Annotated in this window: 13 protein-coding genes; 2 read left to right on the top strand and 11 right to left on the bottom strand. The window is 39.6% G+C overall.

Annotation, left to right across the window (positions count from 1 at the left end; all coding sequences use genetic code 11):
* Nucleotides 1-2 precede the first annotated feature (2 nt).
* The 4 genes from EFT72_RS10130 to ruvA all read right to left on the bottom strand — a co-directional run bounded on the left by EFT72_RS10130 (nucleotide 3) and on the right by ruvA (nucleotide 4,324).
* Nucleotides 3-2,183 carry a U32 family peptidase gene (locus tag EFT72_RS10130; RefSeq protein ID WP_124066804.1) on the bottom strand — a complete coding sequence of 727 codons (2,181 nt, stop codon included), beginning with the start codon at nucleotides 2,181-2,183 and terminating at the stop codon, nucleotides 3-5.
* A 62-nt stretch (nucleotides 2,184-2,245) separates the two neighbouring features.
* Entirely contained in the window at nucleotides 2,246-2,614 is a 369-nt protein-coding gene (locus EFT72_RS10125; RefSeq protein ID WP_124066803.1) for a cell division protein ZapA, read from the bottom strand.
* A gap of 82 nt (nucleotides 2,615-2,696) precedes the next feature.
* Nucleotides 2,697-3,695 (bottom strand): Holliday junction branch migration DNA helicase RuvB, encoded by a 999-nt coding sequence (gene ruvB / locus EFT72_RS10120; RefSeq protein ID WP_124066802.1) that lies wholly within the window; start codon nucleotides 3,693-3,695, stop codon nucleotides 2,697-2,699.
* A 20-nt stretch (nucleotides 3,696-3,715) separates the two neighbouring features.
* Entirely contained in the window at nucleotides 3,716-4,324 is a 609-nt protein-coding gene (ruvA, locus tag EFT72_RS10115; RefSeq protein ID WP_124066801.1) for a Holliday junction branch migration protein RuvA, read from the bottom strand.
* Between the two features lie 163 nt (nucleotides 4,325-4,487).
* Here ruvA and EFT72_RS10110 point away from each other — a divergent pair, with 163 nt between their 5' ends.
* Nucleotides 4,488-5,582, top strand: coding sequence for a ribonuclease H-like domain-containing protein (locus tag EFT72_RS10110; protein ID WP_124066800.1), 1,095 nt, complete (start codon nucleotides 4,488-4,490; stop codon nucleotides 5,580-5,582).
* A gap of 14 nt (nucleotides 5,583-5,596) precedes the next feature.
* Here EFT72_RS10110 and EFT72_RS10105 read toward each other — a convergent pair whose 3' ends face one another.
* Together EFT72_RS10105 and EFT72_RS10100 are read right to left on the bottom strand one after the other, a co-directional pair.
* Nucleotides 5,597-6,436: an AraC family transcriptional regulator gene (locus EFT72_RS10105; RefSeq protein WP_243109989.1), complete on the bottom strand. Its 840-nt coding sequence runs from the start codon at nucleotides 6,434-6,436 to the stop codon at nucleotides 5,597-5,599.
* A gap of 33 nt (nucleotides 6,437-6,469) precedes the next feature.
* Entirely contained in the window at nucleotides 6,470-7,018 is a 549-nt protein-coding gene (locus EFT72_RS10100) for a DUF5662 family protein (RefSeq protein ID WP_124066799.1), read from the bottom strand.
* A gap of 212 nt (nucleotides 7,019-7,230) precedes the next feature.
* Here EFT72_RS10100 and EFT72_RS10095 point away from each other — a divergent pair, with 212 nt between their 5' ends.
* The gene (locus tag EFT72_RS10095; RefSeq protein ID WP_124066798.1) at nucleotides 7,231-7,428 is read left to right on the top strand and encodes a cold shock domain-containing protein; all 198 of its coding nucleotides are present in this window, start codon (nucleotides 7,231-7,233) and stop codon (nucleotides 7,426-7,428) included.
* A 140-nt stretch (nucleotides 7,429-7,568) separates the two neighbouring features.
* On the opposite strand, the gene hslO is transcribed toward EFT72_RS10095, so the two are convergent.
* From hslO to EFT72_RS10070, 5 genes are all read right to left on the bottom strand, one after another.
* A complete protein-coding gene (gene hslO / locus EFT72_RS10090) occupies nucleotides 7,569-8,450 on the bottom strand; it encodes an Hsp33 family molecular chaperone HslO (RefSeq protein WP_124066797.1) in 882 nt (293 codons plus the stop codon).
* On the bottom strand, nucleotides 8,443-9,210 hold the full coding sequence (locus tag EFT72_RS10085; RefSeq protein ID WP_124066796.1) for a class I SAM-dependent methyltransferase: 768 nt from the start codon (nucleotides 9,208-9,210) through the stop codon (nucleotides 8,443-8,445). Before EFT72_RS10085 ends, hslO begins: the two co-directional genes overlap by 8 nt.
* Nucleotides 9,211-9,312: 102 nt before the next feature.
* On the bottom strand, nucleotides 9,313-9,822 hold the full coding sequence (locus EFT72_RS10080) for an SEC-C metal-binding domain-containing protein (RefSeq protein WP_124066795.1): 510 nt from the start codon (nucleotides 9,820-9,822) through the stop codon (nucleotides 9,313-9,315).
* A gap of 160 nt (nucleotides 9,823-9,982) precedes the next feature.
* The gene (locus EFT72_RS10075; protein ID WP_124066794.1) at nucleotides 9,983-11,290 is read right to left on the bottom strand and encodes a TRAP transporter large permease; all 1,308 of its coding nucleotides are present in this window, start codon (nucleotides 11,288-11,290) and stop codon (nucleotides 9,983-9,985) included.
* Nucleotides 11,287-11,790, bottom strand: coding sequence for a TRAP transporter small permease (locus EFT72_RS10070; protein ID WP_124066793.1), 504 nt, complete (start codon nucleotides 11,788-11,790; stop codon nucleotides 11,287-11,289). Before EFT72_RS10070 ends, EFT72_RS10075 begins: the two co-directional genes overlap by 4 nt.
* Nucleotide 11,791 lies beyond the last annotated feature (1 nt).

Genomic DNA, 11,791 nt, shown 5'->3' with positions numbered 1-11,791 from the left:
ACCTACTCTATCCCGCGTTTAAAATGACCTCTTGTAAATTCTTTATAAGGCAGAACTATATTGTTTCCTCGTATCAGTTCATCGGCAAAGCTAGTGATAACCGCGTCTGTCTGCATGGGGTCCTCGATCGTAAACTGCAGTCTTACGGAGGCTGGAGATAATCGATCGATCTCCTTTTTTTGTCCATGAAGAGACAATGGATCCGTATTATAAATCGAATTATAACAGAATAAACAATGGTTTTTCGCAGGGAACTCCTTCCCAATGCGGTCTTTTATCATCATAATCACTGGTTTTTTATCACACTGAACCGTACCCTCATGTAGACACTGTGCCGTTACCATCATCGGAAGACGTCCATATATCAAGAGTTCACCGGGCTTACTAAGTTTTTCCAGTTCATGGTTGTTTAATTCCACTGGCCAGGTAATCTCATCCGCCCCCAGTGTAAGAAGCGTATCTTGTGCCTGTGCATTCATTCCATAGATCCCAAAATCAAATACGTTCACTCCTTCTATTCCGTTCTTTTCTAGAAAATCGATTTCCTCCAAAGATCGGATCAAAAAGCCATCAAATCTAGCATTTTTAAGCGTATCGTTCTGCATTTCAAAAAATCGTTCCGCATGAGTTCGGAATATATGAGGCAGAGTAAGCATACATTCTTTGCCATTCTTATGGCACTCTTCTCCATATGATTTCCATTGCTTTGGATTAAAATGTGCGGCATCCAGATAGATCCGCTGCACATCTGGGTTCTTTACAACTGCAGAGAAACAATCTGGACGTTCCAAAGAAACGGTTATCTTTCGATGTGTCAATTTGTTCTTCACCGCATTGCTTTTCCTTACATTAAAATCAGCCCGATCTTGTCCTTTTCTATGATAGTCAGAAAGAATTGCTTCCTCAAGTTGTAGAAATCCCTGTCTTCTTAACTCATTTAATGCTTGTACTGGCAGGAAACCCTCCCCCACAATTTCAATCGTTAAGGTTTCAAAATAAAATGAGGTATTGCCTGTTTTCGATAGTTGCTTTCTCACTTTTTCTTCCGTCATGGGTTGATTTTGTGCCGTCTGTATCTCTTCTCCTAAAACCGTGATCTGATGTCCCATGGCCAGAAGTGTAAATACTGCCTTTTCTCCCACTTTAAAAATAACATTCCCACATACCGGCTCTTTTAACTGATTTTCCACGAAATTTTTATCCAGATAATCAAAAAGTGGCTGATTTGCTTCACGAAACGATGGTTTTTCCTTCCAGACCACCATATCTCTGCCATTGTGCTTATTATAATATCCTTCTGTCTGGCCTCCGCGGTCAAATAAATCCAGCAAAACTTTACGATCCTTTTCTTCCACCCGATATCCATCTTTGCCGTCAGTAAGATAACGATCCGTATATTTTCGGTAGATGTCCACCACACCGGCTGTGTATCTTGGGCTTTTCATTCTTCCTTCTATCTTCATGGAATAGACTCCAGATTCAATGATATCAGGAATCAGATCCAGTGTGCAAAGATCTTTAAGACTTAAACAATACCGTTCGTCCTTTTTACCAATCGTTTTACCAGCCTGTCTTCCTTCAAATGGAAGTCGGCAAGTCTGTGCGCACCGTCCTCGGTTTCCGCTTCTGCCACCAATCAAACTGCTAAAAAGGCACTGGCCAGAATAGCAATAACAGAGTGCACCATGGACAAAGCTCTCAATTTCTACATCCACTTCATCCCGGATCTTTTCAATCTCCTTTAAAGAAAGTTCTCTCGCAGTCACGATCCGGTCTGCACCCAGATCTTTTAATATACGCGCCCCATGTGCACCCGTTATCGTCATCTGGGTACTTGCATGGATGGGAAGGTCCGGAAACTCATTCCTTATTAGTGAAAATGCGCCTAAATCCTGAACAATCACTGCATCTAGTCCTTGTCTATAATAGGGATATAGGTAATCATATAATTGGTTTATTTCCGTTTCCTTCATCAATGTATTCACGGTCAGATACAGTTTTTTTCCATGAAGATGAACGTAATCAATTGCCTCTAGTAGCTTGTCCTCTAAGGGATTGTCTGCAAAAGCTCTGGCACCAAATCGACTACCTCCGATATAAATTGCATCCGCACCTGCAGCAACCGCTGCTTTCATACTTTCAAATGATCCTGCCGGAGCAAGAATTTCAACTGATTTTTTCACATATGCCTCCTGATTTTAAAAGAGGGGACGTCATGGCGCACCATGATCTATCCCCTCTTTGATTACTCTTTGTTATGAGTATTTCCAAAACTTTTCAACTCCGCCAGTTCGTTTTTTACAGCTTCAAACTTCATCTGGGTCGCTACAAGCTCGTGCTTTAAGCTGTAGGTTTCCTTCTCCATATCCGTCTTTTGCTGTTCCAATATAGCGATTTGCTCTCTGACCTTGAAATAATCATCTGCCATATTTAACTCTATCATAACATTCTGGTACTCGGCACTTTGCTTGGAAAATCCTTCCTGCCGTTTTAAAGTGAGGATCATCTCATTGATGTAGCTTGCCAGCCGCTGAATATAACCTTCTTCTTCTTTTCCACCTAATGTATATATTTTTCCATCAATCAAAACTTCAGTGTAGTTTTTGGAATCCATGTTGTTCTCTCCTGTTATCATTTGCTCTTACTTTACTATATCACACTTTTCATCGTTAGAAAAGTTCTAAAATTCAGGCAGTTTACGATTCCAAGGAAATCCCAAGATGATGGTACGCTCGTTCCGTTGCCAGCCGTCCTCTAGAGGTTCGGTTTATAAATCCATTCATTAGAAGATAAGGTTCGTATACATCCTCTAGTGTTCCTGCATCCTCGCCCAGAGCCGCAGCCAGTGTGTCCAATCCTACCGGACCTCCTGCAAATTTTTCTATGATTGTAATTAAGATAGCACGGTCATTATGATCCAGCCCAAACTTATCTACATCTAAGATATCCAGTGCAAAGTCTGCCACTTCTTTCGTTATGATTCCCTCATATTTTACTTCAGCAAAATCCCGGACCCTCTTTAACAGACGGTTTGCCAGTCTGGGAGTTCCTCTGGATCGTTTGGCAATCTCCTCCGCACCTTCTTCTTCGATGCCAACCTTTAACACACCCGCCGATCGGCATACAATGATCTTTAATTCCTCAGGCGTGTAAAATTCTAATTTTTGTACGACTCCAAACCGGTCTCTTAGCGGAGCTGTCAAAAGCCCGGCTCTTGTGGTGGCCCCTACCAGGGTGAATTTAGGCAGGTCAAGTCGGATGGATCTTGCAGCCGATTCCTTCCCAAGCATGATATCAATCGCAAAATCCTCCATAGCTGGATACAATACTTCCTCCACCTGACGATTTAAGCGGTGAATCTCATCGACAAACAGAACATCTCCCTCCTGGAGATTATTTAAGATAGCCGCCATCTCGCCTGGCTTTTCGACGGCCGGTCCAGAAGTCACTTTTAGATTGACTCCCATCTCATTGGCGATAATTCCAGACAACGTAGTCTTACCAAGACCTGGAGGACCATAAAACAAAACATGATCCAACGATTCTCCTCTGCCCTTGGCTGCATCAATATATACTTTTAGATTAGTCCGAATCTTCTCCTGACCAATGTATTCATCAAGACATGTGGGCCTTAAATTCGGCTCAATTTTTTTATCCTCTTCTGTTACATCTGTGGTTATTATTCTACGTTCCATTTAACCTTACCCTATTATTTCTATATGAATGCCAGATACTTTAAAGATGTTTTTAGTACGTCTTCCACGGTCATGGATTCCGTCATCTCCACCTGGCGCACCGCACGACTTGCTTCTGCAGAAGAATAGCCAAGAGCTATCAATGCATCAATGGCTTCTCCTGTTATGCCCTCTGAAACTGACTTACTATTGTTCTCCTGCGCAATGGATTCTGGCAGTAATTCTTCCAGATCAATCTTGTCCTTTAGATCCAGAATGATTCTCTGAGCTGTCTTAGCCCCTACTCCCGGCGCTTTGGAAATCCCTTTGGCATCCCCTGTAACAATGGCTTTTCTAAGCTCATCTGGCTCCAAAGCAGATAATATCCCCAATGCTCCTTTCGGACCAATCCCATTCACACGGATCAACTGTTTAAACATCTTCAAATCCTGACGGTCTAAAAAACCATATAGACACATAGCATCTTCTCTTACTTGAAAATAAGTAAACAGCTTAACCTCAGTCCCCACACCAGGAAGCTTAGTAAGAACCGTTAAGGGAACGAAAATCTCCAGTCCCAAATTCCCATGATCAATCACAATCGAATCCTTATCAATTTCGGCCAATGGCCCCTTTACGAAAGAAATCACTCTGCCTTACTCCTTTTTATCTTCCTTCTATATTTCTTTGGAATTTATCATAGCATACCCCCTGTTCTTATGCAAGCAGATCATCGAACAAATATTCTGGTAGTCGTTGACGAACCTTTCCCGTTCGACTATAATATAACGGTAAGAAAGGACGAAATCACATATGATTACCCTATCAAAGACAATTGAATTTGAAGAAACCTATCCAGTCGAACGGCTGGGAAGCAAAGAAGACCTACTCTTTTTTGACATAGAGACCACCGGATTTTCCGGTCAATACTCAACCCTTTACTTAATTGGTTGTACCTATTACAGGGAGGGCAACTGGAAACTGGTCCAGTGGTTCGCAGATACTCTAGAAGCTGAAGTGGAAGTTTTAAAAACTTTTTTCGATTTTTTAAAAAATTATAAAAAAGTCATACATTTTAATGGGGATGGCTTTGATATCCCCTATCTATTGAAGCGTTGTCTAATTCACAACCTTCCTTATGATTTTTCTCAAGTGGAAAGTCTGGATATTTACAAAAAGATACGCCCGTACCGTGGACTTTTAGGTCTTTCAAGCTTAAAGCAAAAATCCATTGAGGCTTTTTTAAAAATAGAACGAAAGGATTTATATTCTGGGGGGCAGTTAATCGAAGTCTACAAAGATTATCTTATGTCAAAAGATGAATTTCTGTTTGATCTTCTGATCTTACATAATGAGGATGATTTAAAAGGAATGCCCCTGATTCTTCCTATATTAAATTACCCAGATTTTTTGGAACACGATTTTACGCTGAATCACCATGAAGTTTCCAATCAAATAGATCTGTTTGGGCGAAAGCACCCTTTCTTGAAGCTGACATTAACAAACGGATATTCTGTTCCCGTTGAATTTTCAAAATCGAATTCTCTTGTTCTTTTAGAGGCCAGAGATGATACAATGACCATAACCATCGATCTCTATGAGGGCGAATTAAAGTATTTTTATCCAGATTATAAAAATTATTATTATCTGATTTATGAAGATAAAGCCATTCACAAAAGTGTGGCAGAATATGTAGATAGGAATGCCCGAAAAAAAGCAACCGCCAAAAATTGTTACACCAGACAGAGCGGATGCTATCTTCCTCAGTTTACTCCTTTGTGGTCCCCTAATCTTCAGAAAGAATATAAAGATAAGATTACTTATATCTTATATGATCCTGATTTATTAAAGGAGCGGGAAACATTCCTTCTGTATATCAAACATCTAATCAATCATCTGTGCCGATAGAATAAAATGTGGATTTAAACGATTCCCTGCATTTTTCGAAACACTCTGGGGGAAACTCCTTTTATCTTTTTAAAGGCATCCCCAAAGTAGTTTCCATCTGTAAATCCGCATTCAACGGCTATCTCCGTGATGGATTTGCGTGTATTTAACAATAGCTGAGCGGATTCTCGAATGCGAATGTTCGTCAAATATTCTTTATATCCAAATCCAGTAACCGTCTTGAATTTTCTGGAAAAATAAGCTGGACTCATATGGATCCGGTCTGCCACTTCTTCTAATGTAATTTGAGAATAATAGTTGTGGTAGATATATTCTGCCGCTTCTTCAATTGCTTTTTCTGTTACCTCTAATTTCACTGGTATTGGCTTCACATCTTGACTCCTAGAAAGAAGAACTAACATTTCATATAAATAATTACGTTTCATAAGATAAGAATACCCATCCTGATCCGCATTTTCATATTCCATCTTCTGAATTAGCTCTTCTATATAAGCTCGCCTTCCTTCTGGAAGAGATACCTTTGAATTCCGGAAAATATAAGCCGTATTTTCTGGGCCACTCAACCGTAACATAGAATCAAGATATTCCCGATCAAAGCTTAACGTGACCCTTTCATTCACCTGACTGGAATAGCTAGTCGTCCGGTGAATTTCTCCTGGGGAAATAAGGATTGTATCTCCCGGTTCTATATAATATAAGGTGTGATTGATAAATATCTTACAACGACCAGAAACCAGATAAAACAATTCATAATAAGGGTGCCAATGACTTTGTGCCATATTAAATTCAAACGATCGCTTTGTCCTGCTGATTACAAATTCCATCTTATTTTTTGCTCCTGCCATAGCTACCATATTTTTTTGTTCCAATGCGAATGCGATTTACTCTTAACAATAATCCCCTTTTTTCAGAAGTCTTCTGATAGACTGAAATGTTTTTACTTCCCCTTCATTTTTTAACATCAAAAGCAATTTCTCCAACAACGCTTCTGTCTCAGGTGCAATCACCATAAAAGCCTTTCCCTGTTCATAATAGTCCCAGGGAGAAGAATCTGTATAGTCTTTCCCTTTGTATGTTTTGGAAGCAGCAATCCGATCCATAACCATCTCAATCACATATTTTAACGGCATCTTATGACCAATCAGCCCTTTCTCTGGATTCGTAGAAAAATCAATCCAGTATTCGCAGTGGTGTTTATTTCTTCCTTTATGATGTAACCAGGCTTTTGAATACCCCTTTTCTTCAATCTCAGCAGCATTGGGGCTTCTGTCTCCTTGATAATAGAATACACCAGGAAAGAACTCTTCTGGACTGTATTTTGACATATCATGAAGCAAACCCTGTTTGATTAACCCCACGCGAAAGCAATTTTTCATTACTCTGATTTTATGTTCATTAATCGTATAGATATGCCCCCATAGATTTCTCAATTTCATCTTATATTCCTTCCTGACCCTCTAGGAATCTTTCCCCATTTTACCATAATCTGCTCTGAATTTACCACACATTTTTCTTTCTATTATTTTTAATAATTTCTTCTTTTTTTATGCTTAAAAATGTTTGACACCTTATGTATTTTATGCTATTCTTAGGGAAGTTACAGATAGCCTGTAACAGTACAATTTTATTTTGTTTTGGAGGTATCATAATGAAAGGTACAGTTAAGTGGTTTAACAACCAAAAGGGTTACGGATTTCTTTCCGACGAACAGGGTAACGATGTTTTCGTACACTACTCAGGTCTTATGATGGACGGTTTTAAGTCTTTAGAAGAAGGCGCAGCTGTAGAGTTTGATGTAGTAGACGGAGCGAAAGGCCCACAGGCTACAAACGTTACCAAATTATAATCATTGACTTATCAGTGTACCTTTTTTCAATATAAAGGAAGAAGTTATATTGTTTCACATGATTACGATTAGAGCCATCCTAGGATGGCTCTTTTTGATCGGAAAAGGGAGTTCACCAAATTGCATTGCCACGATTCACCCTATTTCTTTGCTTCTTCATACAGTACTTTTAAATCTTCCACTGTAAATTCATAATTCTTGCTGCAGAAATGGCAATTGACTTCAATGGATTCTCCGTCAGCTATCATCTCTTCTAATTCTTTTCTACCAATGCTAACCAATGCTTTTTCCACTCTTTTTTTGTCACAATTGCAGAAAAATCTGGTTGATGACTGCTCCATGAATTCCAGACCAAAATCACCTAAAATATGGGTCAGTATCATCTCTGGAGTATTTCCTTCATCCAACAATGTAGTGATTGACGTAATCTCACCTAATTTTTTCTCCAGCTTCTCGATTATCTCTTCCGAAGCACCTGGTAACAACTGTATGATAAAGCCGCCTGCCTGTTTTACCGTATTGTTCTTATTCATCAGCACTCCAAGCGCTACGGAAGAAGGAGTCTGTTCCGATGTGGCATAATAATAAGTCAGATCCTCTGCGATCTCACCACCTACCAAAATGGTTTGTCCAATGTAAGGTTCTTTCAAACCAATATCTTTGATTACGCTTAAAACGCCTTCTCCTACAGCACCACCAACATCCAGTTTGCCTGCTGCGCTGGGAGGAAGCATCACCTCTGGATTAAAGACGTAACCTTTTACATCCCCCTTGGAATCTGCAGTTACTGTCAATCCCTTCATGGGACCACTTCCTTGAATCTTGATGGTAAGAAGATCTTGTGATCCCTTCATCATAATCCCCATCATACTTCCAGCCGTTAAAAGTCTGCCTAAAGCTGCAGTTGCCACTGGGCTAGTATTATGAGCTTGTCTTGCCTGTTCCACCAATTCTTTGGTTGTCGCAGCAAATGCACGTATTTGATGGTTTCCTGCTGTCGCTCTTACAATATAATCAGACATCCTTATACTCCTTTCCATGTTCCCTTGCTATCATATAGATCCTCTCACTGTCTTCCTTTACCGGATCTTTGGTAAACGCCTCATACGCAGTAACAAATTCCATGCCTGCTTCTTTTATCGCAGACAAAATCTCATCAATTGTGTATGCTTTCTGGTAATGATTCTCTGAATATTTCCGATATAAGTTATGTTCCTCCTGAATAAACAAAGACAGATCATATTCATTCAGCCGGGTCTTCTTATCATAAAAATTTTCCCAGATAAAACTGCATGCCTCCCGATCCTCTGCTATGGTGGATTCACCCATAACCGTATCATATTTATATATGGTATTTAAATCAAAAATAAATACTCCACCAGGATCTAGATAATTGTTGACCAGACGAAAAACTTCCACTAGTTCATCATATTCTATAATATAGTTCATACAGTCACAAATACTCAAAACTCCACGTACAGTTCCATAGAGTTCAAACGATCTCATGTCTTGCTTCAGATAAAGAATATCCTTACCAGATTCCGCCCTCTTATCCATAGCAATCTGCAGCATATCCTCTGAATTATCCACGCCAATCATATCATATCCTGCATCTGCCAGTAATTCGGTCAGGCTACCAGTGCCACATCCCAGGTCAAGGACCAGTCCATCCTTAATCCCGCAATCGTGTAACAGGTCAGCCACATAACTGCACCAGTCTTTATAAGGGATATTATCCATAAACAGATCATAGACTTCTGCAAAATTTGTATATGCCTCCACTTGCGTTCCCTTTCTGCCTAAAACAATTCTATTTCTTTGCGCTTTTTAAAAAGAAAACAGGTAGCCCATAAGAGGTACCTGTTTTCCTGACTTCTGTTTTGATTACAGGTTGCGTCCACAGCATTTTTTATACTTCTTGCCGCTGCCACAAGGACACGGATCATTCCTTCCAACCTTTGTTTCTTTTACAATGGTACCGGATGCTTTCTGCTTCTTAAAGAGTTCTTTTCTCTTCTCTTGTGTCAGAATACTATCCCACTGGGGAAGTTCATACAGCCATTCAGCCTTAGCCTCTACCATATTATAATAGAGTTTTTCCGGATCAATTTCGATTTTAACCACAGTCGTCTCATCCATCGTCTCGATCGGATTTTCATAACCGTTTAAACTCTCATTGATTCCGTCTAAAAAACCAGTCATCGTCTGAACATCTGTGCCATATCTCTTGGCTAGTTCTTCTATGGTACCTTCCACCACTTCTTCTGATTTTGTAAGAATATGCTCATAGATCCCTTTTTCTACTGAAAAATATGCGGACCACAATGATTCTTTCCCGTTCTCATCTAACTCATCTCCATAAGCTAGATTTCTCCAATTTTCTAAAATAGTCATGTCTAAAACCATCCTTTTATCTGTTCATTCTTGTATTACTCCATCAAACAGTATATAACATATTGATAAATATTGCAAAATGTTTTTTGTTATTATGACTTTAAGCCTCCTTCCACCGGTATATATTCTTGAGAAAGAGGCACTTGACAAATCGCTTATATTATACGTAACCTAGAAGTCCCGGCAGCCATAACGACAGGGCAGGAATATAAGATACTAGAATTAACACTACGAAAATAGCTGCAAAATATAAAAGCAGGGGTTGAATTACGTTCTCAATCTTGGTTTTCCCCACCTTTACGCCTACAAATAGAGTTGTCCCTACAGGAGGTGTTATGGTACCAATACATAGATTGAAAATCATCATAACACCAAAGTGAATGGTATTCATACCCAATGTTTGACAAATCGGCAAAAATATCGGAGTAAAGATTAGACACGCTGGTGTCATATCCATAAAGGTACCCACTAGAAGCAATAAAATATTGATTATAAATAAGATTACATATCGGTTGTTGCTAATACTTAACATTGCATCAGATATAGCACTTGGAATTCCAGTAAATGCCATGACCCAGCTCATGATACTAGATACGCCGATCAGGAAAATAATAATCCCTGTCATCTGAGCACTTTCTAAAAACAACTTTGGAAGCTCTGATAATTTTAATGACTTATAAAAAAACAGAGATAAAATAAGGCTGTATACAACGGAAACTACACTTCCCTCTGTGGCTGTAAAGATCCCACAGATGATTCCTCCAATTACAATTACAATCATAAGAAGACAGGGAATCGCCTGTAAAAATATCTTAACCTTTTCCCGTGCAGAATAGCATTCCGCACTCTGATAGCCTTTTTTCTTTGCAAGGAAAAATATAACGATCATACAAGCGAGTCCCCATAAAATACCTGGGATATAGCCTGCCATAAAAAGTGCCGCAACAGAGGTTCCTCCACTTACCAAAGAATAGGTAATCATAACATTACTTGGAGGAATCATTAGTCCGGTTGGTGCTGTTGCAATATTGGCAGCTGCAGAGAAGTCACGGTCGTACCCCTCCTCTTCCTCGATGGGTCCAATGATCGATCCCATTGCAGAAGCTGCTGCAGTTCCTGAACCAGAGATTGCACCAAACAGCATATTTGCAACTGCATTGGTGTGTGCAAGTCCTCCTGGAATTCTCCCAGTAAACAGCTTAGCAAAGTAAATGAGTCGAATGGCGATACCGCCTTTATTCATAATATTTCCTGCCAAGATAAAGAATGGGATGGCAAGAAGACTAAACACCGAGATACCAGAAAAAATCCTCTGTGCTCCGGTTAGTACAGATGCACCTGTATTTAAAACTGGTAAAATTGCACATATGGATGAGACCGCCAGTGCGACAGCCACCGGCACGCCTGCAACCAACATAATTAATAAAAGTACAAATATGATCAATCCGCAAAACACAGGAATACTCATACCGTTTCCTCCTTTTTCTTGCTAAAATCTGTATGCAGAATATCAATCGCATTCATCACACTAAATATCATAATAAGTAACCCTGATGCCGGAACTGCTGCATAAATATAACCCATAGGAATCCGCAAAGACGCAGTTGTTTGAATCATTGTCAATTTAGTAATTGCAAGTCCGCCATATACCATAACGACTCCTGCAAACACAAATGCCAGGATTTCAATGCAAAATTCCAGATATTTTTTTGGTGTCCCAGTTATTTTATCTGCAATATATCCGATACGCATATGATCTTTTTGACCAAATACATAGGCAGATGCAAACAAGGACATCCAGGTAAAGGTATAGGTCAGCAGTTCTTCTGATATGGTACTTGGTCTGTTGAAAAAATATCTTGTTACGATCTGATACGTTCCAATTAATGTCATCGCTGCAAAAAGAAAGATAATAACGACACCTAACACTTTCATGATCCCAGCTTTCAGATTCTGAATTGCCATCATA

This window comes from Clostridium sp. E02, assembly GCF_003833015.1.
Taxonomy (GTDB): Bacteria; Bacillota; Clostridia; order Lachnospirales; family Lachnospiraceae; genus Lacrimispora.
This window is presented reverse-complemented; position numbering and strand designations above follow the sequence as displayed.